The organism is Allostreptomyces psammosilenae, assembly GCF_013407765.1.
In the GTDB taxonomy this organism is placed as follows: Bacteria; Actinomycetota; Actinomycetes; order Streptomycetales; family Streptomycetaceae; genus Allostreptomyces; species Allostreptomyces psammosilenae.
The window spans coordinates 4,184,921-4,209,708 of the sequence record NZ_JACBZD010000001.1 but is presented as its reverse complement, the minus strand read 5'-3'; the positions used below and the strand labels follow the sequence as shown (position 1 = coordinate 4,209,708).

The 24,788-nt window shown below is 73.0% G+C and carries 17 protein-coding genes; 8 read left to right on the top strand and 9 right to left on the bottom strand.

Going from position 1 to position 24,788, the window contains the following annotated elements; all coding sequences use genetic code 11:
- Positions 1–4: 4 nt before the first annotated feature.
- From FHU37_RS17435 to FHU37_RS17425, 3 genes are all read left to right on the top strand, one after another.
- On the top strand, positions 5–1,999 hold the full coding sequence (locus tag FHU37_RS17435; protein ID WP_179815089.1) for an ABC transporter ATP-binding protein: 1,995 nt from the start codon (positions 5–7) through the stop codon (positions 1,997–1,999).
- Positions 1,996–3,933 carry an ABC transporter ATP-binding protein gene (locus tag FHU37_RS17430; RefSeq protein WP_312892651.1) on the top strand — a complete coding sequence of 646 codons (1,938 nt, stop codon included), beginning with the start codon at positions 1,996–1,998 and terminating at the stop codon, positions 3,931–3,933. Before FHU37_RS17435 ends, FHU37_RS17430 begins: the two co-directional genes overlap by 4 nt.
- Before the next feature lie 349 nt (positions 3,934–4,282).
- The gene (locus tag FHU37_RS17425) at positions 4,283–4,747 is read left to right on the top strand and encodes a hypothetical protein (RefSeq protein WP_179815088.1); all 465 of its coding nucleotides are present in this window, start codon (positions 4,283–4,285) and stop codon (positions 4,745–4,747) included.
- A 64-nt stretch (positions 4,748–4,811) separates the two neighbouring features.
- On the opposite strand, the gene FHU37_RS17420 is transcribed toward FHU37_RS17425, so the two are convergent.
- From FHU37_RS17420 to glgP, 9 genes are all read right to left on the bottom strand, one after another.
- Positions 4,812–5,804, bottom strand: a complete 993-nt coding sequence (locus FHU37_RS17420) for a hypothetical protein (RefSeq protein WP_179815087.1) — start codon at positions 5,802–5,804, stop codon at positions 4,812–4,814.
- Positions 5,801–6,358, bottom strand: a complete 558-nt coding sequence (locus FHU37_RS17415) for a hypothetical protein (protein WP_179815086.1) — start codon at positions 6,356–6,358, stop codon at positions 5,801–5,803. The genes FHU37_RS17420 and FHU37_RS17415 overlap by 4 nt, the downstream gene beginning before the upstream one ends.
- 182 nt (positions 6,359–6,540) lie before the next feature.
- On the bottom strand, positions 6,541–8,013 hold the full coding sequence (locus tag FHU37_RS17410) for a putative T7SS-secreted protein (RefSeq protein WP_179815085.1): 1,473 nt from the start codon (positions 8,011–8,013) through the stop codon (positions 6,541–6,543).
- A gap of 70 nt (positions 8,014–8,083) precedes the next feature.
- On the bottom strand, positions 8,084–8,563 hold the full coding sequence (locus FHU37_RS17405; RefSeq protein ID WP_179815084.1) for a WXG100 family type VII secretion target: 480 nt from the start codon (positions 8,561–8,563) through the stop codon (positions 8,084–8,086).
- Between the two features lie 166 nt (positions 8,564–8,729).
- A complete protein-coding gene (locus tag FHU37_RS17400; protein WP_179815083.1) occupies positions 8,730–9,206 on the bottom strand; it encodes a hypothetical protein in 477 nt (158 codons plus the stop codon).
- Between the two features lie 67 nt (positions 9,207–9,273).
- Positions 9,274–9,942 (bottom strand): hypothetical protein, encoded by a 669-nt coding sequence (locus FHU37_RS17395; protein ID WP_179815082.1) that lies wholly within the window; start codon positions 9,940–9,942, stop codon positions 9,274–9,276.
- A complete protein-coding gene (locus tag FHU37_RS17390) occupies positions 9,939–11,126 on the bottom strand; it encodes a hypothetical protein (protein WP_179815081.1) in 1,188 nt (395 codons plus the stop codon). Before FHU37_RS17390 ends, FHU37_RS17395 begins: the two co-directional genes overlap by 4 nt.
- A 54-nt stretch (positions 11,127–11,180) precedes the next feature.
- Positions 11,181–11,771 (bottom strand): hypothetical protein, encoded by a 591-nt coding sequence (locus tag FHU37_RS17385; RefSeq protein WP_179815080.1) that lies wholly within the window; start codon positions 11,769–11,771, stop codon positions 11,181–11,183.
- A 204-nt stretch (positions 11,772–11,975) separates the two neighbouring features.
- A complete protein-coding gene (gene glgP / locus FHU37_RS17380; RefSeq protein WP_179815079.1) occupies positions 11,976–14,660 on the bottom strand; it encodes an alpha-glucan family phosphorylase in 2,685 nt (894 codons plus the stop codon).
- An 895-nt stretch (positions 14,661–15,555) separates the two neighbouring features.
- On the opposite strand from glgP, the gene FHU37_RS17375 reads away from it, so the two are divergent.
- From FHU37_RS17375 to FHU37_RS17355, 5 genes are all read left to right on the top strand, one after another.
- Positions 15,556–17,586 carry an alpha-1,4-glucan--maltose-1-phosphate maltosyltransferase gene (locus FHU37_RS17375; protein WP_312892782.1) on the top strand — a complete coding sequence of 677 codons (2,031 nt, stop codon included), beginning with the start codon at positions 15,556–15,558 and terminating at the stop codon, positions 17,584–17,586.
- Positions 17,583–19,367, top strand: coding sequence for a maltose alpha-D-glucosyltransferase (gene treS, locus FHU37_RS17370; RefSeq protein WP_312892649.1), 1,785 nt, complete (start codon positions 17,583–17,585; stop codon positions 19,365–19,367). The genes FHU37_RS17375 and treS overlap by 4 nt, the downstream gene beginning before the upstream one ends.
- Positions 19,368–19,671: 304 nt before the next feature.
- Positions 19,672–21,348, top strand: coding sequence for a maltokinase N-terminal cap-like domain-containing protein (locus tag FHU37_RS17365; protein ID WP_179815077.1), 1,677 nt, complete (start codon positions 19,672–19,674; stop codon positions 21,346–21,348).
- A gap of 198 nt (positions 21,349–21,546) precedes the next feature.
- Positions 21,547–23,730 (top strand): 1,4-alpha-glucan branching protein GlgB, encoded by a 2,184-nt coding sequence (gene glgB, locus FHU37_RS17360; protein ID WP_179816351.1) that lies wholly within the window; start codon positions 21,547–21,549, stop codon positions 23,728–23,730.
- Between the two features lie 263 nt (positions 23,731–23,993).
- Positions 23,994–24,704, top strand: a complete 711-nt coding sequence (locus tag FHU37_RS17355) for a lytic polysaccharide monooxygenase auxiliary activity family 9 protein (RefSeq protein ID WP_218904068.1) — start codon at positions 23,994–23,996, stop codon at positions 24,702–24,704.
- Positions 24,705–24,788 lie beyond the last annotated feature (84 nt).

Here is a 24,788-nt window from a genome sequence, read left to right as displayed (position 1 = left end):
TGTTATGGCGACCGAACCCGCTTCCCCCACCTCGCCTGCCCCCTCCTCCCTGCGCACCCTGCTGCGTCTGCGCCCCTACACCCGCCCCGCCCACGCCGTCCTGCTGGTCTCCATCACGCTCACCCTGATCGCCAGCATGTGCGCGCTCGCCATGCCGCTGGTCCTCCGGAGCATCATCGACGGCCCCGTGAGCAGCGGCGACTTGGACGCCCTGTGGCCGCCCGTCCTGCTGGTGCTGGGCCTGGGCGTCGCCGAGGTGGTCCTCTTCTGGCTGCGCCGGCACATCGTCGCCCGGCCGCTGGCCGACGTCGAGGCGCGGATGCGGGTCGGCCTGTACCGGCACCTGCAGCGCCTCCAGGTGGCGTTCCACGACCGGTGGCAGTCCGGGCAGCTGCTCTCCCGCGCCACCTACGACCTCAACCTGATCCGGATGTTCCTCTCCTTCGGGGTCGTCTTCCTGGTGGTCAACGCCGTGACGGCGGTGGTCGGCCTGGTCGCGCTGATCGTGATGGAGTGGCGCCTCGGCGTGCTCGCCACCGTCACCCTGCTGCCCATGGTGGTGTTCTCCTCGATCTTCGAGCACCGCTACCAGGTCGCCACCCGGCTCTCCCAGGACCAGAACGGCGATCTGGCCACCGTGCTGGAGGAGTCGGTGCTGGGCATCCGGGTGCTCAAGGCGTTCGGCCGGCACCGGACCATGGAGCGCCGCTTCGGGGAACTGGCCGCCCGGCTGCGCGCCACCGAGCTGCACAAGGCGCGGCTGCTGGGGCGGCTCTGGGCGGGCATCATCCTGCTGCCGGAGGCCGCGATCACGCTCTCCCTCGCCTACGGCATCGTGCTGGTGGCGGACGGTTCGCTGACCGCCGGCACCCTGGTCGCCTTCCTGGCCACCCTGCAGCTGCTGCGCTGGCCGATCGACTCGCTGGGCTGGCTGCTGGCGCTGGGCAACGACGCCGCCTCGGCGGCCGGCCGCTACTTCGAGGTGTGCGACACCGAGGTGGTCATCACGGACGGTGACGGCGCCCGCGGCGGAACCGCCGGCGACGGTGCCGGCGACGGCCGCAGGGCGGGAAGCGCCGGCCGCGCGGCGGGAAGCGCCGGCCGCACGGGAAGCGCCGGCGAGCCGACCGGCCGGCTGGTCTTCCACGACGTCCGCTTCCGCTTCGCCGACGCCCCGCCGGACACCCCGGACCTGCTGCGCGGCGTCGACCTGGAGGTCGCCCCGGGCGAAACGGTCGCCCTGGTGGGTCTCACCGGCTCCGGGAAGACGGCGCTGACCGCCCTGGTGCCCCGGCTCTACGAGGTCACCGGCGGCTCGGTGACGCTGGACGGCGTCGACGTGCGCGACCTGCCGCTGGAGCGGCTGCGCACGCTGGTCGCGACCGCGTTCGAGGAACCGATCCTGTTCTCCGCCTCGGTCCGCGACAACGTGCTGCTGGGTCACCCGGAGGGGACCGACGAGGACGTGCGCCGCGCCCTGGAGATCGCGCAGGCCGACTTCGTGGACGCCCTGCCGCAGGGCCTGGACACCCGCATCGGCGAGCAGGGCCTGAGCCTGTCCGGCGGGCAGCGCCAGCGGCTCGCGCTGGCCCGGGCGGTCGCGGCGCGGCCGCGTTTCCTGGTGCTGGACGACCCGCTGTCCGCGCTGGACGTGCACACCGAGGCGGCGGTGGAGCAGGCCCTGCGCCGGGTGCTGGCGACCACCACGGCGCTGATCGTGGCGCACCGGCCCAGCACGGTGATGCTCGCCGACCGGGTGGCCGTGCTGCGGGAGGGGCGGGTGACCGAGACCGGGACCCACGAGGAGCTGCTGGCCTCCTCGCCGTTCTACCGCTACCTGCTCTCGGCGGACGAGAAGGACCACGCGGCGCTCGACGCGGCCGGCCGGGACGGGCACCCGGACGGGAATCCGGACGAGCGCCCGAACCGCCCGAACCAGAACGGGAACGGGAACCGGAACCGGAACCGGAGCGAGGACGAAATGGAGGCGTCCCGGTGAGCGATCGGCTCGACACCGACCAGCGGCTGGAGGAGCGGCGCCCGGACGACGGGCCGGTGGCCCACCTCCCCGCCGACTCCGGGATCGGCGACCCCACCGCCTCCATCGAGGAGTTCAGCAACCTCCCCAGCGGCACGACCGCCGCCGAGGACGAGTGGCAGGCCGGCAAGGACCCGGAGTCGGTGCGCCGCTCCCGGGTGCTGCTGGCGGACCTGGTCCGGCCGCACGGCCGCCGCCTGCTGGGCACCACCGTGCTGATGGTCGCCCACAACCTGCTGAACCTGCTGGGTCCGCTGCTCATCGGCCTCGGCATCGACCGGGCGCTGCCGGCGCTCACCGGTCGGGACGACGCCGGCCCGCTGGTGCTGGTGGCCGGCGCGTACGCGGTCTGCGGGCTTGGCGGCGCGCTCGCCCGCATGTGGTTCGTGCGGGCGTCGGCCCGGATCGCCCAGGACATGATGGTGAACCTGCGCGGCCGGGTGTTCCAGCACGCGCAGCGGCTCAGCCTGGACTTCCACGAGCGGTACACCTCGGGCCGGATCATCTCGCGCGGCACCAGTGACGTGGACACGCTGCGCGAGCTGGCCGAGGAGGGACTGGACGGCCTGGTCAACGTGGTGCTGTCCAGCGTGCTGACCCTGGTGCTGCTGCTCTTCCTGGACCTGCCGCTGGGGCTGCTGGTGCTCACCGGCCTGTTCCCGCTGGTCCTCGCGACCCGGTGGTTCCAGCGCAGTTCCCGCCGGGCGTACCGGCGCACCCGCTCGTCGATGGCCGAGCTGATCGTGCACTACTCGGAGACGATGAACGGCATCCGCGCGGTGCAGGCGTTCCGTCGGGAGAAGCGCGGCGAGAAGGTGTTCGCCGAGCTCACCGAGACGTACGCGGCGGCGAACGTGCGCGGGTCGAAGCTGCTGGCCGCGTACATCCCGATGCTGAAGGTGGTCGGCGCGGTGACGCTGGCGGTGGTGCTGGCGATCGGCGCGGTGCGGGTGGTGGACGGCGGGCTGGCGCTCGGCGTGCTCACCTCGTTCGTGCTGTACGTGCGGCGGCTGTACGACCCGCTGGACCAGTTGGCGATGTTCATCAACTCCTACCAGTCGGGGGCCGCGGCGCTGGAGAAGGTCGCCGACCTGCTGGCCCGCCGTCCGTCCGTGGTGGAGCCGGAGGTTCCGCAGCGGCTGCCGGAGCGCACCTCGCGCGGGCGTGAGGTGCGGTTCGAGCAGGTGTCGTTCTCCTACCGGCCGGGTGTCCCGGTGCTGCCGCGGTTCGACCTGGTGCTGCCGCCGGGGCAGACCTGCGCGGTGGTGGGTGCGACGGGCGCGGGGAAGTCCACGCTGGCCAAGCTGCTCGCCCGGTTCTACGACCCGTCCGAGGGGCGGGTGCTGCTGGACGGCGTGGACCTGCGGCGGCTGGACAACCAAGGGCTGCGGCGCAACGTGGTGATGGTGACGCAGGAGTCGTTCCTGTTCGCCGGCTCGGTGGCGGAGAACATCGCGGTGGGCCGGCCGGACGCCACGCGGGAGGAGGTGGAGCGGGTGGCCCGGGCGATCGGGGCGCACGACTTCATCGCGGCGATGCCGGACGGCTACGACACCGACGTGCGCAAGCGCGGCGGGCGGCTCTCCGCCGGCCAGCGGCAGCTGATCTCCTTCGCCCGGGCCCTGCTGGCCGATCCGGCGGTGCTGATCCTGGACGAGGCGACGTCGTCGCTGGACGTGCCGGGCGAGCGGGCGGTGCAGCAGGCGATGCGCACCGTGCTGGCCGGGCGCACCTCGGTGATCATCGCGCACCGGTTGTCGACGGTGGAGGTGGCCGACCGGGTGCTGGTGATGGAGGGGGGCCGGATCGTCGAGGACGGCAGTCCGGCGGAGCTGATCGCCGGCACGGGCCGGTTCTCGGACCTGCACCGGCAGTGGCGGGACTCGCTGGTCTGACCGTCCGTCCCCGTCCCGGTCCCCGCCTCGGGGGCGGGCTCGTCCGCGCGTCCACCGCGCGGGGCGCACGGTGGTGCGCCCGTGCGCGCCCCGCGTGCGCCGTGGCGCGCAGAAGGGCGCGCGCGGGCGGGAAGGTGTGTGGTGGGATGTGCCCGCGATGGCGAGCACGTCCGCCGCACCCGCCCGCCCGTCGCCGCCGCACCGTCCACGCCCGACGCCCCGTCCACGCCCCGCGTCCCACGCCCCCGTCCCGTCTACGCCCCGCGTCCCACGCCCCCGTCCCGTCTACGCCCCAGGTCCCGTCCGCGCCGTACGTCCCCGTCCGGCCTGCCCCGTGAGGAGCCCGCTGGTGGATCCGCTCGCCCTGCTGTCCGTGGTGACCGTGACGACCGTGCTGACCGTCATGGTCCTGTCCCACCTCGGCGTCATAGGCGGCTCCACGCCCAGGCTCGGCGCGGAGTTCATACCGGTGCCGCAGCCGGCCCAGGACGCCGCCGCGCACTTCATGTCCCGGGGCGACGAGGCGTCGGCGATCAAGGACCTGCGCGCCCGCACCGACCTGGAGCTGGAGGAGGCGCACGCCGCGGTGCAGCTGATCGCCTCCGGCCGGCGGCTGCCGTTCTCCCCGGAGGAGGCCGCCGCGCTGCTCGCCGCGCGCCGTCCGGACGTCGCGAGCGAGATCGTGCGGGTGCGCTGGGAGCGCGGCGACGCCCGCGCCCTGAAGCTGCTGCGCACCCAGACCGGCACCGACCCGTACGCCGCGGCCCGCATGCTCGCGGCCCTGATGTCCCCCGCCGGCGGCCCCGGATGGTGACCCGTCAGCCGCCCCACTCCAGGTGCAGCCAGCCGGGGCCTGCCCTTCGCCCGCCCCCGCCGGCTCACCCGGGAGCGTCCGACCGCGCCCTTTCCAGGTACAACCATCCCGGAGCCTCCCTCTCGAGCCCCGGTACCAGGCGCCATCCACGGCGGTACGCCAGGTCAAGCGCCTCCGCCGCGCCAAGCTGCCGGTAGTAGCTGTCATCGAGGCTGAGGTACTGCACCGGCGGCCGCCGCCCGGTGCCGCTGCCCGCCCCCCGTTCAGGCCCCACCGAATCGCCGCTCTCCAGCACTCCGGCCAGCTCCGAGCGCACCCAGGCCGTGTCGTGGGACGTCAGCCGACGTCCCCTTCCGCCCCACATGGTGCGCCACGCCGCCGGTCGCAGGCGCTTCCTCCTGCTGACGCCCCTCACGATCTCGAGCAGGAACAGCACCGCGCCGTACGGCAGCAGCACGACGAGCAGCAGTCCGTACGCCACCAGGCCGACCGCCTGCCCCGTCCCGACGAGCCCCACGACCCAGCGCGAGCGGGGGCCCCGTGCCGACCACGCTCCATGGCCGTCCGGAACGGGCGGCACGTCCGGAGCGGCATACCGGAACCACAGCCCGAACTGTGGCTGCAGATGCGGGTCGGACAGCTGCCACCCGCGCTCCGCCGCCATGCGCACGGCTGCGGCCGCCCCGATGGTGGAGTACTGCGAGACGTCCAGTCGCAGCCACACCCCGGGCGCGTTCTGAACGCGTCCTGCCCGGCCGCCCCGGTCCAGCCGCGCCGCGATGGCACGTTCCTGCCGCAGAGCGTCGCGACGCCAGAACCGGGCCAGCCGCCGCGGCCCGAGGACGCGCGCCGTCTCCGCGTCCCTCCACTTCGCGTCCGATTCGGCCCACCACAGGCGCAGCAGCCCCCACGCCCAGACGAACGGAAGGTAGGCGGGCTGGAGCACGAAACGCAGGGCCAGCCCCACCCGGGAACGCGCCGGCAGGGGCAGCCAGGCGGGGTTGTCGGAAGGCGGCGAGAAATACGATGACGTGGGGTGACTCGCCGGCAGACTCACGTCGGTTCTCCAGCCTCGCGGTCAGCCGGCAGGCCGCTGACCGCCTCCTTGGATGACTGGGGTGTCACTGTGTTCACTATGTCAGCAAGCACGGACTGCCAGAATTGCAGGTCCCGCGGTTCCGTTGTGGAGAGCACGAAGACAGCGACTCGTTTACCTGCGGAGACAGGAACCCAGCATTCCACCTGAACGGACCAGGAGGCGCCATCGTGGCCGCTGGAGTCCGCCGCTGGATTCAGCGAGGCCTCATCGTCGCGCACATCACCCGCCGCGGAGGCATCCTGCGGACTCCATATCGTCCGCGCAGCCGCGACACGCACCACTGCGGGTCCCGCAGCCGTGGTTACCGGCAGAACCTCGACGTCATTCTGGCGAGCCAGCAGCTGATACACGCCGGCGGCGGCGACTTCCGCGTTCGGCGCCCCCAGATCACGAACGGTCACCGTCATGTTGGCACATGACCACCGCCCGCCGTCGAGCTCGACAACAGCGACACTGCGATGCACCGTGCCACCGGCCATCAGAAGCTCTCCGGATGAGTGAAGCATCGCCACAACAGCTTCTCTGAGCTCGGGATCCGCTCGCGGCCAAGCCTCCCCCGCCAACTCACGAAGCGACTCCATGCTGCGCTCGGGATCCGGAACCAACGGTATCTCCAAGAAAGCAGCAGGGAGCTGAAAAGTGAGCTCGCCGTCCGACAGAGCGGGAGAACCGTCGACTTCCCCGACTCGCACGACTACCGCCCTTCTTCGCCGGTGAACCGGTCACCGATCCAGTCCGCCATCTCACCCACCTGGTCGATCTGCCCCTGTATCGAGTCGGTGAAGGACTCAGCGATACCGTCGAACCCACTGGTGAAACCGTTGTATATCTTGCCCAATCCGCCGCCGACCCGGACAGCGTCAGACACCCAGTGGCCAGGGTCGATGAACTTCACGGACACATCACGGCCAAAGATCGTCCCGACCCGTTCCTGCACAGCACCCGCGATACCGGGAACCCGTGCGGGATCGATTCGCTCGACGATTGGCGCCAGAGCGAACCCGCTGCCCCCCAGGGGGTTGTTGACAAAGCGGTCGCCCATCCTCAGGGCGGCAGCCCGGACTCGGTCGGAGAAGTTGTCGGTGACGATCTCCCAACGCTGCTTCACCTCGTTCTCGATCGCTCGCGCACTCCCGCCCACCTGCGCCGCGATATCGGCAGCACGCTCCGCGGCATTGAGAGCGTCCGCGCCGCGCAGGAAGTTCGTGGGGATTGTCGCCGTACTGAACGACTCCCACGCGAAGCGGCCCACACGCGCGAGATCACCAAAGGGAACGAAACCTACCACATCGAACCCGATATCAACCAAGGAGCGGTCCTCGGCGCCAGCGGCATAACCAAGTCCGTGCAGGCCCAGGGCAAGAATGTTCAGGCCGGCACCAATAGAAGCGGCGGCCAGGGCGCCGATCCCGGTGGGTGCGAGAATTACGGTGAGGATGTCGCAGATACCGCTGGCGATGCCGATCCAGTCGCCTATGTCGTAGATCAGGTCCGCGTTGGCTTGTATCCAGTTCCAGACCGCGTCGATCCCCCGCCTGGCAGCCTCGACCGCCTCACCGAGAAGGTTCATGAAACGGTCGAAAAAGCCGGGCTCGGCGGGGGCGTTCTCGGAGGCGGCGCGGATGTTGGCGGCGGTCCGCACGGCCAGATCGCCGTGCTCGCCCTGGAGTTGGCGGGCGCGGGCGAGGACGGAGTCCAGTTCGCCGCGCGCCGACTCGACCTCGGCCGAGGCCCGGTTCAGCCGTTCCTGCGCGTCCGCCAACGCCGCGTCGGTGTCGAAGTGCTGACCGGCTAGATTCAGGTCCGGGTTGGCCTCCGCTCGCGCCAATCGCGACCGGGCCTCGACCGCCTCCGCCTCGTACTGCCGGGCCAACGCCTGGAAGCCGGTGAGCGCCGACTGCCAGTTCTCCAGCTCGCGCGTCGCCGCCTCCATGGAGGTGCGGGCGTCGTCCAGCACCTCGGGCAGCTCACCCAGTTGCCCGGAGAAGGAGTCGGCGGCAGCGCCCTGCCAGAAGCCACTGGCGTCGGCGATGGAGCGCAGCGTGGTGGAGGTCTGTTCCAGCACGTCCCGCGCGTCGGCCACCTTCTCCACCATGTCCGATATCCCGGACGGCAGCCCCGGGGCGGGATCGAAACCCAGCCCCGGGAAGCTGGTGGTCTCCGACATTCCGCTCTCCCCCGTTCGTCCCCGATGTGTCCCTACGAACCACCGCCCGGCCGGCGGGCGACGGCCGGCCTCAGTTCTCGCCCCGCATCACGTCGGCGATGCCCGGGCGTCCGCCCTCGGGCGCGGGCGCGGGCATGGTGGTCACCGGCGGGTCCTCGCCGCGCAGCCGGTTCAGGAAGTCACTGCTCGGCGCGGGCGCCGGCGTGTTCGTCACCGGTCCCGGCGTCGCACCCCCGGAGCCGGCCCCTCCGCCGCCCCCGTCCAGGCCGGGAAAGAGCTGCCCGACCCGGGTCTCCAGTTCCGCGTAGCTCGCCACCGTCTGCTCCAGGCCGCCGACCATGCCCGTGGTCAGTTCCTTCAGCAGGTCGACCCCGTAGGACCAGCGGTCCTGGAAGTCCGAGCAGGCGTCGTCCAGGCTGGAGTGCCCGGTCGTTCGTGGGCCGATGTCCCGTAGCGAACGCACCGCGGCGCCCATGTCGTCGGCGCACGTGCTCATGTTGACGACCAGGCGCGACATCCCGTCGAAGTCCACGTGGTAACCGGCCGACACGTCCCCACTCCCCACGTATGCCTGGCGGCGGCAGAGCCGGATGATCGGTCGTCATCTCACCACTGTCGGGAGGGTGTCGTCCAGCCGGACGGGTCTCCCCCGTGGCGCCCACGGGGCGGGGCGGGCGTGGGGGTGGGGGTGGGGGTGGGGGTGGGGGGTAGGTCGGTCAGGCGTTGCCGCGCATGACGTCGGCGATGGTGGGGCGGCGGGGCGCCGTCTCGGGGGCGGGGGGCGGGGCGGGGGCGGGCAGGGTGACGGGGGTGTCGCCGCGCAGCCGCTGGGAGATGTCGCCGCCGGGCGCCGGCAGGGTGGTGCCGATGGGCTCGGCGGCGGCGGGCGCGGCCGGGGAGCCGTCCGGGCTGGGGAACATCTGGCTGACGGTGGCCTCCAGTTGGGTGTAGGCGGCGACGGTCTGTTCCAGGCCGCCGACCGTGCTGTCGGCGAGTTGCCGGATCAGGGCGATGCCGTGGCCCCATCTGTCCTGGAAGTCGGCGCAGGCGTGGTCGAGTTCGGCGTGGCCGCTCGTGCCGGGGTCGAGCTCCCGCAGGGCGCGCACGGCGAGCTCCATGTCGCCGGCGCAGGTTCCCATGCTGGTGACCAGGCCGGCCATCGCGGCGAGATCGACCTCGTATCCGGTGGACATGCCCCGGTCCTTCCTTCCGTTCTCTCCGTCCGGCGTGTAGCGGCGGACCACCGCCGTCGCGCCGTCCTCACCGCCAGCTCAGGGTGCGCAGGAGGTCGGCCATGACCTGGCAGTACTCCGCCCAGTGGTGCAGGGAGACGGTGGTCAGGGTGACGACCAGCAGGCACGGCCGGCCGCTCCGGCCGGGCGGGGGCGGTGGGCCGTCGGGCAGCGGGACGTACGCCTGGAGGACGCCGACCGGGATCGGCAGGTCCGCGCCGGTGGGCGAGTGCTCGGCCGGCACGCGGACGCCGGCCGGCCGCTGTTCGATGGCGAGTACCGCCGGGCCGAGTGCGGTGTCGAGCCGGCGCAGGTGCCGGTCGAGGGAGTCCTTGTGCCGGAGGACGTGTTCGATGCCCTGCAGGGCCAGGCCAACGTTCCGCACGTCCAGCGGTTCGGTCGCCAGGGTGACACTGCCCATCGTCACCTCCTGGTCGAAGCGTCCGAAGCAGGAGGCCGAGTAGATGAGGCCGGTGCGTTCCATCAGCGCACCGACCCGCAGCAGTTCCGCCGTGGCCCACGCCTCGTTCTCCGGGCTGAGCGGGGCGGGGCCGGCGGCGGCGCGTTGCCGCACGGCGGCGCGGGCGCCGGCCTCGTCGCGGCACAGGGGCACCGGGCGGAAGGCGGCGGGGATGCTGAAGGCCAGGCGGGGGCGTCGCTTGTAGCCGGGCGGGCGGCGGGTGTCGATCCGGGTCACCGGGCCGCCTCCCGTTCGGCTGCCGCGGCCGCGTCCTTCTCGGCGCCGGCCGACCAGGCGTTCTCGAAGGCGGTGGCCAGGATTCCGGGGGCGGTGCCCATCATGGTGGTCTGGCGGGTGTTCTGCGGCACGAAGTATCCGAGCGTGCCGTCCGCGAAAATATCCGAGATGTTGAGCGACTGGACTCCGAGATCGCCAATTCCGACGTAGAGCCCGGCGGAGTCGACGCTCATGTCGGCCGCGCTGGCCCCGAATCGAGACAGAACTCCGGCGACGGGGATGGAGCCCAGGGCGTCCATGGCGAGGTCGGTGCGTGTGACGCCGGAGGCACCCGCCTCCGCCGCGACTCCATGGGTGATCAGGGCCGCCGCGGACAGCGCGGCGCCGGCGAAACTGAGCGGGATGCCGACGACCGCACCGGCCCCGGTGGCATCGAAAACCAGACCGATCAGGCTCACCACGGTGCTCAGCGTGGACAGGACGTCTCCCATCGCGGCGATCGAGTTCGCGTGGTCGCGGATCCAGCCCGCCATGGAGAGCGGAATCTCGAGGACGGAGGTGAAGAACTCGCCGGCCTCGCGGAGGAAGCCGTCCAGCAGTCCGGGTTCGTCGGGGGCCGTCTCGGAGGCGGTGCGGATGTTGGCGGCCACCCTGCCGGCCAGGTACGCGTGTTCGGCCTGGAGTTCGCGGCCCTTGGCCAGTACCGCGTCCAGTTCGCCCTGCACGGCGTCCAGTTCGGACTGTGCCCGGTTGAGTCTGTGCTGCGCGTCGGCGAGCGCCTGGTCGGTGTCGAAGTGCTGTCCGGCCAGGTTCAGGTCCGGGTTCGCCTGGGCCTGCCGCAGCCGCTCGCGCAGCTGGACGGCGTCGGCCTCGTGCGCCCTGGCCAGCCCCTGGAGGGCGGCGAGGGAGGTGCTCCAGGAGTCCAGTTCCCGTCCCACGGCCTGCAGGGACTCGAAGGCGCGGTCCAGGAGGTGTGGGAGTTCGCCGAGTGTGGTGGAGAAGGCCTCCGCCGCCTCACCACGCCAGAGGCCACCGGACGCCGAGACGCCGGCGAGCGTGCAGCGGCACTGGTCCAGCACCTCCGTGGCGCGGGACACCTTCGCCACCATGGTGGCGATGCTGGACGGCACCCCGGGCGCGGGATCGAATCCCAGCCCGGGGAAGCTCGCCGCCGTGGCCGACATTCCTGCCCCCGTGTTCTCTCCGGCTGTGTCCGCGTGGTCCGTGTGTGCCGTGCCCTACCGCCAGGGCGGCTGCTGTGGTGGTGGGCCCCACCGCGGCGCGGGCGGGCCCCAGCCGTGGGGAGGGGCGGTCGCCAGTTGTCGTTCCATGGCCGTCGCCCTGGCTTCGAGGGACCTGAGTCGTCGTCCGGTCAGCAGGTGGAGCACGACCACCAGGGCGGCCAGCAGCACGAGGAATCCCGCGGCGAGCGGCAGCCCGCGCACCAGCGCCACGACCGCCATCGCGGGGAGGACGACGATGGTGGACGCTGCCCTGGCCGGCCTGCGGCGCAGCCGTTGCAGATCGGCCTCCTGGCGCGCCACCCGGGTGGCCACGACGGGGTCGACCGTTCCGTGCGGGCCCACGGGAGGTGGCGGCGGGTAACCGAACGGCACGGAGTGCGCCCGGACGGCGGGAGTGTCGTCGCGCCTGAACACCAGGCCGTAGGAGTAGGTCCGTCGGGACTCCCCGGTGATCCGGTATCCGTAGAGGGAGGCCACGCGGAGCACGTCGCCCTGGCTCCTCAGGCCGCCGCGCATGGGGACCTCGACCAGGTCGGCCCCGTCGAAGTAGCGGCCGATCTCCTGGTCCTCCTGAGCAGTGGTCACCCTCCACCTCCCCACGCGCGACGCCGTGATCACTCAGAGCGGCGCCCACATTACTGACGGCGCATCACGGGTGCAAACGGCGATCACTCGACCCCCCAGAGTGACCGGCGGCGTGCCGGACGTGCCGGCACACCGCAGGGCCGCGGTCCTGGTGGACCGCGGCCCTGGGTCCCCTTCCCGGGGGTCTGGGGGTGTCGACGGGGGCTAGCGGAGATCGCCGTCGTCGACGTGGACGGAGTCGTCCGGGGTGGCGACCAGGCCGAGTTCGGTGGGTGAGCCGAGGAGGGGGTGGGACGGCAGGACGCGCACGGTGTAGCCGAAGGCGCCGGTGCGGTCGAGGGTCAGCGGGCCCTCGTAGAGCAGGCGGCCCTCCAGGTCGCTGCGGTCGGCGGGCTTCAGCGAGGTGGTGACCGCCTCGGTGATGCGGTCGGCCGAGTCGACGCGACCGGCCATCACCTGCACGTCCACGTCGCCAGGGCCGAGTTCGCCGAGGTCGACGCGGACCCGCACGTTGAGGGTGGAGCCGAGTTCGGCGGTGCTGCCGAGTCCGGTGGTCTCCACGTGGTCGACCCGCACGCCCGGCCAGGCCTGGCGCACCCGGGCCTTCCACGCGGCGAGTTCGACGGCCGCGCGGTAGGCGTCGCCGTCCGGGCCGGCGGCGGACAGCGCCCGCTGGGTGCGGGCGGCCGGGGCGTACAGCTCGGTGACGTACTCGCGCACCATGCGTGCCGCGAGCACCTTGGGCCCCAGGGTGGCCAGGGTGTGGCGGACCATCTCGATCCAGCGCAGCGGCAGCCCGTCGGGGTCGCGGGCGTAGAAGCGGGCGGTGACCTGGTTCTCCACCAGTTCGTACAGCGCGGTGGCCTCGACGTCGTCGCGGTACTCGGTGTTCGGGTGACCGTCCGCGCCGACGCCCTGGGAGGTGGGGATGGCCCAGCCGTTCTCGCCGTCGTACCACTCGTCCCACCAGCCGTCCAGGATGGAGAGGTTGAGCGCGCCGTTGAGGGCGGCCTTCATCCCGGAGGTGCCGCAGGCCTCCAGGGGGCGCAGCGGGTTGTTCAGCCAGACGTCGCAGCCCCAGTACAGGTGCTGGGCGAGGCTCATGTCGTAGTCGGGGAGGAAGACGATGCGGTGGCGTACGGCGGGGTCGTCGCTGAACCGCACGAGTTCCTGGATGAGCCGCTTGCCGCCCTCGTCGGCGGGATGGGCCTTGCCGGCGATGACGATCTGCACGGGGCGTTCGGGGTGCAGCAGCAGGCGCTGGAGCCGGCGCGGGTTGCGCAGCATCAGCGTCAGGCGCTTGTAGGACGGGACGCGGCGGGCGAAGCCGATGGTGAGCACGTCGGGGTCGAGGGCGGTGTCGGTCCAGCCGAGTTCGGCCTCGCCGGCGCCGCGCTGCCGCCAGGACTCGCGCAGCCGGCGCCGCACCTCCTCGACGAGGCGGCCGCGCAGGGTGCGGCGCAGTTCCCAGATGGTCTCGGCGGGGATGTCGTCGACGGCGTCCCAGCGGGTGTGCCCGCCGACGACCATGGCGTCCTCGAGCCGCTGCTGGCCGAGTTCGCGGGCGCCGAGGGCGCCGACCTCGGGGGCCATCCAGGTGGGGGCGTGGACGCCGTTGGTGATGGAGGTGATGGGGACCTCGGCGGCGTCGAAGCCGGGCCACAGGCCGGCGAACATCTGGCGGCTGACGCTGCCGTGCAGGCGGGAGACGCCGTTGGCGCGCTGGGCGAGCCGCAGGCCCATGGCGGCCATGTTGAACAGCTGGGGGGAGCCGTCGGGCCAGGTCTCGGCGCCCAGTTCGAGGACGCGTTCGATGGGCATGCCGTCGGCGAGGGCGTTGTCGCCGCCGAAGTGGCGGGCGATCAGGTCGCGGTCGAAGCGGTCGATGCCGGCCGGGACCGGGGTGTGGGTGGTGAAGACGGTGCCGGCGCGGACGGCTTCGAGGGCGGCGTCGAAGTCCAGGCCGCGGTCCTCGGTGAGTTCGCGTATGCGTTCGAGGCCGAGGAAGCCGGCGTGGCCCTCGTTGGTGTGGAAGACCTCGGGTTCGGGGTGGCCGGTGAGGGCGCAGTAGCGCCGCACGGCGCGGACGCCGCCGATGCCGAGGAGCATCTCCTGCAGCAGGCGGTGTTCGCTGCCGCCGCCGTAGAGGCGGTCGGTGACGTCGCGTTCGGTGGCGCCGTTCTCCTCTATGTCGGAGTCGAGGAGCAGCAGGGGGACGCGGCCGACGTGTGCCACCCGGACGCGGGCGTGCAGTCGGCGGTCGCCGGGCAGGTCGACGACGACCGTGGCCGGGTCGCCGTGCTCGTCGCGCAGCACGGTGACGGGCAGCTCGTTGGGGTCGAGGACGGGGTAGTGCTCCTGCTGCCAGCCGTCGCGGGAGAGCGTCTGCCGGAAGTAGCCGTGCCGGTAGAGCAGTCCGACGCCGATGACGGGAACGCCGAGGTCGCTGGCGGCCTTGAGGTGGTCGCCGGCGAGGATGCCGAGGCCGCCGGAGTACTGGGGCAGCGCGGCGGTGATGCCGAACTCCGGGGAGAAGTAGGCGATGGCGTCGGGGAGCCGGTCGGCGGCGGCGTCGCCGTCGGGGGCCGGCTGGACGGTCTGGTACCACCGGGGACCGGTGAGGTAGTCGCGGAGTTCCTCCGCCGCGGCGCCGAGTCGGCGCAGGAAGCGGCGGTCGGAGGCCAGGTCGGCGAGGCGTTCGGCCGGCACGGCGCCGAGCAGGCGGACCGGGTCGCCGCCGGTCGCCTCCCACACCTCGGGGTCGACGGACTGGAACAGTTCTCGGGTCTCGGGGTGCCAGGACCAGCGGAGGTTGCGGGCCAGTTCTCCGAGGGGCTGGAGGGGTCCGGGCAGGACCGTGCGCACGGTGAAACGTCGAATGGCCTTCACACCATGTGACCTTAGCCTCATGTCGGGGGGCGTGGAGGGGGTTTCCTGTTCAGAGGTTGCAGAATCGGCAAGGCCTTGCAATCTCTTTCACGGCGCGTCGGCGCCGAACCGCCCCCATACTGACGGCTACGACCCACTCACGCTGCGCCTTCGCGCTGTCGTCGCCTCCGGCCGCCGGAGGGTGTCGCTCCACGGGGGGCGGGGCGTGGCACCGGGCCCGTCCGCGGCGGCGGGTCCGGCCGGGTGGAGCGTGCCCGTCCGGTCCGGCCCGTCGGCCGGCACTACGTCAGGGGGTTGCGGGGAAGGCTTGCCGATGGCGCAACCGCACCGCAGTCCCCTCAACTCCAGCACTGGTTCTCCATCACGCGGAGACGCGGCACTCGTGGGCAGGAGAGCGGCCATGCACAAGCAGCAGCGGAGGCAGTCCCCCGGCAGGACGGCGCCCCCGAACCGGAACGCGCCGGAGACGACATCGGCACCGCGTCAGGCGGAGGCCCCGGACGGCGTGGAGGCCCCGGCCCCGCACCGGCCGGAGGGGCCCGAACCGGCTGGGCCGCCCGAGTCCGGGGCGGTGGTGGCGCCGGTCACCGCCTCGACTGGACGACATCCTGTCACAGCGCGACCGGTGGCGGAGGCGGATGTCCCCGGGGGCGGCGGCACCATTGACACGTCCGCCGCCGAGGGCCGCGCGACCGCCGACCGCACCCCGGTCGAACACGCTCTCAGGCGGGCCCGGCCCGCCGAGCCCGTCACGAGCCACGGCGTCGGGCGTGCCGCCGAACACGCCACCGAACACGCGACGGGGCACGCCACCGGGCACGCCGTCGCCGAGGGGCACCCGGAGGGCTGCCCGGACCGGGAACGGACCGTTCCGCTCCGTCCGCCGCACCCGCCGGTGACCGCGCTGGGCCGCATCCCGATCCTGGACGTCCGCCCGGACACCGGTCTGCCCGGGCGCCCGGTCAAGGCGGTGGTCGGGGAGGAGTTCGAGGTGTCGGCGACCGTCTTCCGGGAGGGCCACGACGCCGTGGCCGCCGGCGTGGTGCTGCGCGACCCGGCCGGCCGGGCGGCGCCGCCGGTGCCGATGCGGGAGGTGGCGCCGGGTCTGGACCGGTGGGCGGCCACCGTGGCGCCGACCTGCGAGGGCCGATGGACCTTCACCGTGGAGGCGTGGGGGGATCCGCTGGCGACCTGGCGGCACGCCGCCCGGATCAAGGTGCCGGAGCGGATCGACGTCGAGCTGGTGCTGGCCGAGGGCGCGGCGCTGCTGCGCGCGGCGGCCGAGGGCGTGCCGGAGGGGCGGGGGCGCGAGGTGGTGCTCGACGCGGCGGCGGCGGTGGCGGACGTGTCCGCGCCGCCGTTGAACCGGCTGGCCGCCGCCGTGGATCCGGCCGTGCTGGAGGTGCTGGCCCGTCATCCGCTGCGCGAGCTGGTGACCGCCTCCCGGCCGGTGCCGCTGCTGGTGGAGCGGGAGCGGGCGCTGTTCGGCTCCTGGTACGAGTTCTTCCCGCGGTCCGAGGGCGCCGAGGTGGATCCGACCGGGGCGCTGCCGCCGAGGTCCGGCACGTTCCGCACGGCCGCGCGGCGGCTGGACGCGGTGGCCGCGATGGGCTTCGACGTGGTGTACCTGCCGCCGATCCACCCGATCGGCCGGGCGTTCCGCAAGGGGCCGAACAACGCCCTGGTGGCCGGGCCGGACGACGTGGGCTCGCCGTGGGCGATCGGCTCGGCCGACGGCGGCCACGACGCCGTGCACCCGGACCTGGGCACGCTGGAGGACTTCGACGCCTTCGTGGCCCGCGCCGGGGAGCTGGGCCTGGAGGTGGCGCTGGACTTCGCCCTGCAGTGCTCCCCGGACCACCCGTGGGTCACCGAGCACCCGGAGTGGTTCCACCACCGGGCCGACGGGTCGATCGCCTACGCGGAGAACCCGCCGAAGAAGTACCAGGACATCTATCCGATCGCCTTCGACGCCGACTTCGAGGGCATCGTGGCGGAGACCCTGCGGGTGCTGCGGCACTGGATGGCGCACGGGGTGCGGATATTCCGGGTGGACAACCCGCACACCAAGCCGGTGGTGTTCTGGGAGCGGGTCATCGGGGAGATCGGCCGGACCGACCCGGACGTGGTCTTCCTCGCCGAGGCGTTCACCCGGCCGGCGATGGTGCACACCCTGGCCAAGGTCGGCTTCCAGCAGTCGTACACCTACTTCACCTGGCGCAACGGCAAGCGCGAGCTGACCGAGTACCTGACCGAGCTGTCCGGTGAGGCCGCGTCGTACATGCGCCCGAACCTGTTCGTCAACACGCCGGACATCCTGCACGCCTACCTTCAGCAGGGAGGGCGGCCGGCCTTCGAGGCGCGGGCCGTGCTCGCCGCGACGCTGTCCCCCACGTGGGGCGTCTACGCCGGGTTCGAGCTGTGCGAGAACGTCCCCGTCCGACCTGGGAGCGAGGAGTACCTGGACTCGGAGAAGTACCAGCTGCGGCCGCGGGACTGGGCCGCGGCGGAGCGCGCGGGCCGTTCCCTGGCGCCGCTGATCACCCGGCTGAACGAGCTGCGCCGGGCGCACCCGGCGCTGCGCCGGCTGCGCAACCTGACCTTCCACCACACCGACAACGAGGCGCTGCTGGCCTACTCCAAGCGGGTCGGGCCGGGCGCGGCGGCCGGTCCCGGCGCGGCGGCTGGCCCCGGCGCGGCGGAGGAGGACACCGTCCTGGTGGTGGTGAACCTCGATCCGCACGCGGAGCAGATCGGCACGGTCACCATCGACCCGGCCGCGCTGGGCGTGCCGCCCGACCAGGCCGTGACCGTCCATGACGAGTTGACCGGCGAGGTCTACCAGTGGGGTCGGCACAACTACGTCCGGCTCACTCCCGGCCACCGGCCGGCCCACGTCTTCACGGTTACCAGGAGCGTGTCGTGATCATCAACGAGCCCGTGCCGGACAAGTTCGAGGACACCCCCGAGCGGGAGCGCGACCCGGAGTGGTTCAAGCGCGCCGTCTTCTACGAGGTGCTGGTCCGCTCCTTCCAGGACAGCAACGGGGACGGCGTCGGCGACCTGCGGGGGCTGACCGCCAAGCTGGACTACCTGCAGTGGCTGGGCGTGGACTGCCTGTGGCTGCCGCCGTTCTTCGCCTCGCCGCTGCGGGACGGCGGCTACGACGTCTCCGACTACACCGCGGTGCTGCCGGAGTTCGGCGACCTGGCGGACTTCGTGGAGTTCGTGGACGCGGCGCACCAGCGCGGCATGCGGGTCATCATCGACTTCGTGATGAACCACACCAGCGATCAGCACCCGTGGTTCCAGGCCTCCCGGGCGGATCCGGACGGCCCGTACGGCGACTACTACATGTGGGCGGACAAGGACACCGGCTACCCGGACGCCCGGATCATCTTCGTCGACACCGAGGCCAGCAACTGGACCTACGACCCGGTGCGCAAGCAGTACTTCTTCCACCGGTTCTTCTCCCACCAGCCGGACCTGAACTACGAGAACCCGGCGGTGCAGGAGGAGATGCTGGCGGGGCTGCGGTTCTGGCTGGACCTCGGCATCGACGGCTTCCGGCTGGACGCGGTGCCGTACCTGTTCGCCGAGGAGGGCACCAACTGCGAGAACCTGCCGCGCACCCACGCCTTCCTCAAGCGGGTGCGGGCGATGGTGGACGCGCACTACCCGGATACCGTGCTGCTGGCCGAGGCGAACCAGTGGCCGGAGGACGTCGTGGACTACTTCGGGGACTTCCGTACCGGCGGCGACGAGTGCCACATGGCGTTCCACTTCCCGGTGATGCCGCGCATCTTCATGGCGGTGCGCCGGGAGTCGCGGTATCCGGTGTCGGAGATCCTGGCGAAGACCCCGGCCATCCCGTCCGGCTGCCAGTGGGGCATATTCCTGCGCAACCACGACGAGTTGACCCTGGAGATGGTCACCGACGAGGAGCGCGACTACATGTACGCGGAGTACGCCAAGGATCCGCGGATGCGCGCCAACGTCGGCATCCGGCGGCGGCTGGCCCCGCTGCTGGACAACGACCGCAACCAGATCGAGCTGTTCACCTCGCTGCTGCTGTCGCTGCCCGGCTCGCCCGTGCTGTACTACGGCGACGAGATCGGCATGGGCGACAACATCTGGCTGGGCGACCGGGACGGCGTGCGCACCCCGATGCAGTGGACGCCGGACCGCAACGCCGGTTTCTCCTCCTGCGATCCGGGCAGGCTGAACCTACCGGTCATCATGGACCCGGTCTACGGGTACCAGGTGACCAACGTCGAGGCCCAGATGAGCAACAGCAGTTCGTTGCTGCACTGGACCCGGCGGATGGTCGAGATCCGCAAGCAGAACCCGGCGTTCGGGCTGGGCAGCTACACCGAACTGCCGTCGAGCAATCCCGCCGTGATCGCCTACCTGCGCGAGTACCAGGACGATCTGGTGCTGTGCGTGGGGAACTTCTCCCGGTTCGCCCAGCCCACCGAGCTGGACCTGAAGGCGTACCGGGGGCGGCATCCGGTGGAGCTGATCGGCGGGGTGCGGTTCCCCGCGATCGGTGACCTGCCCTACCTGCTCACCCTCGCCGGCCACGGTTTCTACTGGTTCCGGTTGTGCGACGGTGCCGACGCCGGATCGCCGGCCGACGGCGCCCGCGCCGACGCCCCCGCCGGCCCGGACGGCAGTCCGGACGGCGGCCCGGCGGGCGGGCGCTGACGGTACCGCGGGGACCGGACCACCGCCCGACGCCAGCCGGACGGAAGCTCAGCACGACAGCTCCACGCACCTGACAGCCGTCGCCCCATCCGGGTCACCCCCCGATCGGTGGATGGAACGACACCGACCCCATGCCGAAAAAAGTCGGACATGTGGTCGCTTGTCTTTCTATTTGCTGACACCGCCGTCGCCGACACCGCCGTCGCTGACGCCGTCCGCCGCGCTCGCGGCAGCCGTGGACGGTTCAGCGGTGGGATGCGGGCCGCCGGCGGCGGAGCCGGAGGCAGCCCGGGGAAAGGATGTCATGTCGGACATCTCCCGGTACCCAAGCAGTACCCACGCGACCGCGAGTACCACGGGGCGCGGCGAGACGGGGGCCGGGGAGCCGGCCGCCCGCCTCGGCGGGGCCGGCTCCCCGGCCCCGCCCGCCGGCCCGATCCCCGCTCCGCCCGCCGGCCCGGCCTCCGGCCCGCATTCCGGCCCGCATTCCGGCGCCGTCCCCGGGCACCGCGCCGGTGACGGGCCACCGGCGGCGCCGCCGCCCGCTCCGGAGCTCGCGGACGGCCTGGTGCGGGCCGTGCTGCCGCTGCTGCGGGAGTGGCTGCCGACGCAGCGCTGGTTCGCCGGCAAGCAGCGTCCGATCAGCGAAGTGCTGCCGCTGTCCGCCACCCGCCTGGCCGCCGGGGATCCGTCCCTGCTCCACCTGCTGGTGCGGGTGCGGCAGGAGGGCGACGGCGCGGGAGAGGGGGCGGTGTACCAGGTGCCGCTGGGGGCGGGGAGGCAACGCCCCGCGCTGCCCGACGCGGCGGTGCTGGGCTGGGTGCCCGACGGCACCCGGGACGGCCTGGTGCTCTTCGACGCCCTGCACGCCCCGGCGCTGGCCGCCCTGCTGCCGCGCGGGTTCGCCGAGGAGGCCCGGCTGGGGCCGCTCGGCTTCCGGCGGGTCGTCGGCATGGACGTCCCGCTCGGTCTGCCCGCCCGGGTGGGCGGCGCGGAGCAGTCCAACACCTCCGTGGTCTACGGGGACCGGCTGATCCTGAAGCTGTTCCGCCGGCCCAGCCCGGGGATCAACCCGGACCTGGAGCTGACCCTGGCGCTGGCCGCCGCGGGCTGCCGGCGGATCGCCACCCCACTGGGCTGGCTGGAGGGTCCGCTGGACGGGCTGCCGGCCACCCTGGGGCTGCTCCAGGCGTACCTGCCGGACGCCGTGGACGGCTGGGAGCTGGCCGGGCGCGTCGTGCGCGCGGGCGGTCCCGCCGACCGCGACGGGGTGGTCCCGGACTTCACCGCCGAGGCGTACGAGCTGGGCCGGGCCACCGCCGAGGTGCACGGCGCGCTTGCCGAAACGTTCCCGGTTGAGCGGCTGGAGGCGCGGCGGATCACCGCGCTGGCCGACGCCATGACCCGCCGGCTGGAGGCGGCGACGTCCGCCGTGCCGGCGCTGCTGCCGTACGCGGACGCGGTGCGCGCGGTCTTCGCCGATCTCGCGGGCGCGAATCCGCGCGCCCTGGGCGGCCTGGCCGCCCAGCGGATCCACGGGGACCTGCACCTCGGCCAGGCCATGCGCACCCGCCAGGGCTGGGTGCTGATCGACTTCGAGGGGGAGCCGGACCGCACCCTCACCGAGCGGCGGCGGCCGCAGCCGGTGGAACGGGACGTGGCCGCCATGCTGCGTTCCTTCGACTACGCGGCCATGCATCCGCTGGTGGGCGAGCGGCTGCGCCAGTCGCCGGTGCGGGACGTCGCGGAGTTCGCCGCCTGGGCCGCCGACTGGTCCCGGGTCAACCGGGCCGCCTACTGCGCGGGCTACGCGGCGGCCGGCGACCGGGATCCGCTGGCCGCGCCCGCGCTGCTGCGCGCCTTCGAGACGGACAAGGCGATCTACGAGGTGGTGTACGAGGCCAGGCACCGCCCGGAGTGGCTGGCCATCCCGCTGTCCGCGGTGGCCCGGATCGCCGCGGAGCGCCCGGCCGCGCCCTGACCCGCCGGCCGGCGACCGACCCTCGACGACCATCCGTCCCCATCCGACCGTTCGAGGAGGCCCTCGTTGAGTTCGCTCCACCCGCTCCACCCCGAGCCCGGCGCCTGCGAACCCCCGGCCGCGGTCTCCCCGGAGTCGGCGCCGGCGCCGGTTCCGGGCACCCCGTCGCACCCGCCGCTGCGCGTCCCGCCCGCCCCGATGGACGACGCCGAGCTGTCCAGCCTGCTCACCGGCGCCCACCACGACCCGCACGCCACGCTCGGCGCCCACCACGACCCGGGCCGTGACGGCGTGGCGGTCCGCGTGCTGCGGCCCTGGGCGGAGGCCGTAGTGGTGGACACCGCGATCGGCCGGGCGGAACTGACGCACCAGCGGGACGGCCTGTTCACCGGCCTGCTGCCGTGCACCGCGATCCCCGACTACACCCTGCTGGTGCGCTACTCGGGGCGGACGCACCGGCAGGAGGACGCCTACCGGCTGCCGCCCTCGGTCGGCGAGCTGGACCTGTACCTGATCGCCCAGGGGCGGCACGAGCGCCTCTGGGACGCGCTGGGCGCCCGCGTCACGATCGTCGACACGCCGCACGGCCCGGTGACCGGCACCGCCTTCACGGTGTGGGCGCCCCGGGCGCGCGGCGTGCGGGTGGTCGGCGACTTCAACTACTGGGACGGCGCGGCGCACCCCATGCGCGCACTGGGCTCCAGCGGGGTGTGGGAGCTGTTCGTGCCCGGTGTGGGGGCGGGGACGCGCTACAAGTTCGAGGTGCTCGGCTGCGACGGCGCGCTGCGGCAGAAGGCCGACCCGATGGCGCGGGCCACCGAGCCGCCGCCGGCCACCGCCTCGGTGGTGGCCGTCTCGGACCACGTCTGGCGGGACGAGGAGTGGATGCTCACCCGGGGCACCCCGCCGCACCACGAGGCGCCGATCAGCGTGCTGGAGGTGCACCTGCCGTCCTGGCGGCCCGGGCTCGGCACCCACGAGCTGGCCAAGGAGCTGGCCGACTACGCGGGCGGGCTGGGCTTCACCCACGTGGAGCTGATGCCTGTCGCGGAACATCCGTTCGGCGGGTCGTGGGGCTACCAGGTGACCTCCTACTACGCGCCCACCGCCCGGCTGGGCTCGCCGGACGACTTCCGCCACCTGGTGGACGTGCTGCACCAGGCCGGCATCGGGGTGATCGTGGACTGGGTGCCGGCGCACTTCCCGAAGGACGAGTGGGCGCTGGCCCGGTTCGACGGCGCCCCGCTGTACGAGCACCCGGATCCGCGCCGGGCGGAGCACCCGGACTGGGGCACGCTGGTGTTCGACTACGGCCGGGCCGAGGTGCGGAACTTCCTGGTGGCCAACGCGGTGTACTGGTGCGAGGAGTTCCACGTGGACGGCCTGCGGGTGGACGCGGTGGCCTCCATGCTGTACCTGGACTACTCCCGGGAGGGCCGGGAGTGGCTGCCCAACGAGTACGGGGGGCGGGAGAACCTGGAGGCCGTGGCGTTCCTGCGGGAGATGAACGCCACCGTCTACCGGCGCTGCCCGGGGGTGGTGACCGTCGCGGAGGAGTCCACGGCCTGGGACGGGGTGACCCGGCCGGTGGAGTTCGGCGGGCTCGGGTTCGGGCTGAAGTGGAACATGGGCTGGATGCACGACTCGCTGGAGTACTTCGCCAGGGAGCCGGTGCACCGCCGCCACCACCACGGGGAGCTGACCTTCTCCATGGTGTACGCCTACTCGGAGAACTACGTGCTGCCGATCAGCCACGACGAGGTGGTGCACGGCAAGCGGTCGCTGGTGTCGAAGATGCCGGGCGACTGGTGGCAGCGCCGGGCGAACACCCGGGCGTACCTGGCCTGGATGTGGGCGCACCCGGGGAAGCAGCTGCTGTTCATGGGTCAGGAGTTCGCGCAGGGCTCGGAGTGGGACCACGACGCCGGGCCGGACTGGTGGCTGCTGGATCCGGGGTACGGGGCGGCCGAGGACCACCTCGGGGTGCGGCGGCTGGTGGGCGAACTGAACCGGCTGTACCGGGCGACGCCGGTGCTGTGGCGGTGGGACACCCGCCCGGAGGGGTTCGCCTGGATCGACGGCGCGGCGGCCGACGACAACGTGCTGTCCTTCGAGCGGCGGGGGCCGGACGGTGCGCCGCTGGTGGTGGTCTGCAACTTCTCCCCCGTGGTGCGCAACCGCTACCGGGTGGGCATGCCGCTGCCGGGGGCCTGGCGGGAGCTGCTGAACACCGACGACCACGGGTGGGGCGGCAGCGGCGTGCGCGCGGGCGGGCCGGACGGCCTGCTGACGGCCGAGCGGATCCCCTGGCAGGGCCGGGAGCACAGCGCCGAGCTCACCCTCCCCCCGCTCGCCGTGGTCTGGCTGACGCCCGCCGGCTGACGCGCGGTGCCGGCCGGGGTCGCCCTCGCCACCGGAGGGCCGGCGAGGGCGACCCCGGCCCGACGCCGCGTCCGTGAGGGCGACTGGCGCCTGTGAGGGCGGGGAGGCACCGGGGGGAGCGCGAAACGGGTGAGCGGGCGGGGGCGGGAGTTGTTCGGTTACCGTCCGCACGTGTCTGGTCCGCCGGCTCGGCGCGCTCCTAGCATGGGAACGCTCCCTCGTGAGAGCGCTCCCTTCCCGGAACCCCCTGCTCGGAGGTCGTCATGTCGCAAACTTGGCATGGACACAACACTGCATGGGGACGGCTGCTGGCCGTCCTCTCCGCGGCCCTGCTGCTGCTCACCGTCCCGATGGCGGACACCTCCTCCGCCCACGGCTCCACGATCAACCCGGCCTCGCGGAACTACGGCTGCTGGAAGCGCTGGGGCGGCGACTTCCAGAACCCGGCGATGGCCACCCAGGACCCGATGTGCTGGCAGGCCTGGCGGGCCGACCCCAACGCCATGTGGAACTGGAACGGCCTGTACCGCGAGAACGTCGCGCACAACCACCAGGGCGTCATCCCCAACGGCCAGCTGTGCAGCGGCGGGCGCACCGCCAGCGGGCGCTACAACGCGATGGACGCCGTGGGCGCCTGGACCGCCACCCGGATCCCGAGCAGCTCCAACTTCACCGTCCAGGTGCACGACGCGGCCCGGCACGGGGCGACCTACTACCGGGTGTACGTCACCAAGCAGGGCTTCAACCCGCTCACCGAGCCACTCGGCTGGGACGACCTGGAGCTGGTCCGGCAGACCGGCGCCTACGCCCCCGGCGCGGGCACGCCGTCCACCGAGCCGCAGCTGAACGGGGTCACCGTGTCGATCGACGTCAGCGCCCCGGGACGCACCGGGCGCCACATGGTCTACACCATCTGGCAGGCCGCGCACATGGACCAGTCGTACTACCTGTGCAGTGACGTGATCTTCGGCTGACGCGGGACCACCCGGACGCCCCCGGCGGTCCGGACCACCCGGGCGCCCCGGCCACCGCGGCCGGGGCGCCCGTCCGCCTGCCGT

Coding starts and splice junctions, on each gene's coding strand:
- FHU37_RS17435 (WP_179815089.1), top strand. CDS start 5: ATGGCGACCGAACCCGCTTCCCCCACCTCGCCTGCCCCCTCCTCCCTG.
- FHU37_RS17410 (WP_179815085.1), bottom strand. CDS start 8,013: ATGTCGGAGACCACCAGCTTCCCGGGGCTGGGTTTCGATCCCGCCCCG.
- FHU37_RS17400 (WP_179815083.1), bottom strand. CDS start 9,206: ATGTCCACCGGATACGAGGTCGATCTCGCCGCGATGGCCGGCCTGGTC.
- FHU37_RS17390 (WP_179815081.1), bottom strand. CDS start 11,126: ATGTCGGCCACGGCGGCGAGCTTCCCCGGGCTGGGATTCGATCCCGCG.
- FHU37_RS17365 (WP_179815077.1), top strand. CDS start 19,672: ATGTCGGACATCTCCCGGTACCCAAGCAGTACCCACGCGACCGCGAGT.
- glgB (WP_179816351.1), top strand. CDS start 21,547: ATGGACGACGCCGAGCTGTCCAGCCTGCTCACCGGCGCCCACCACGAC.
- FHU37_RS17355 (WP_218904068.1), top strand. CDS start 23,994: ATGTCGCAAACTTGGCATGGACACAACACTGCATGGGGACGGCTGCTG.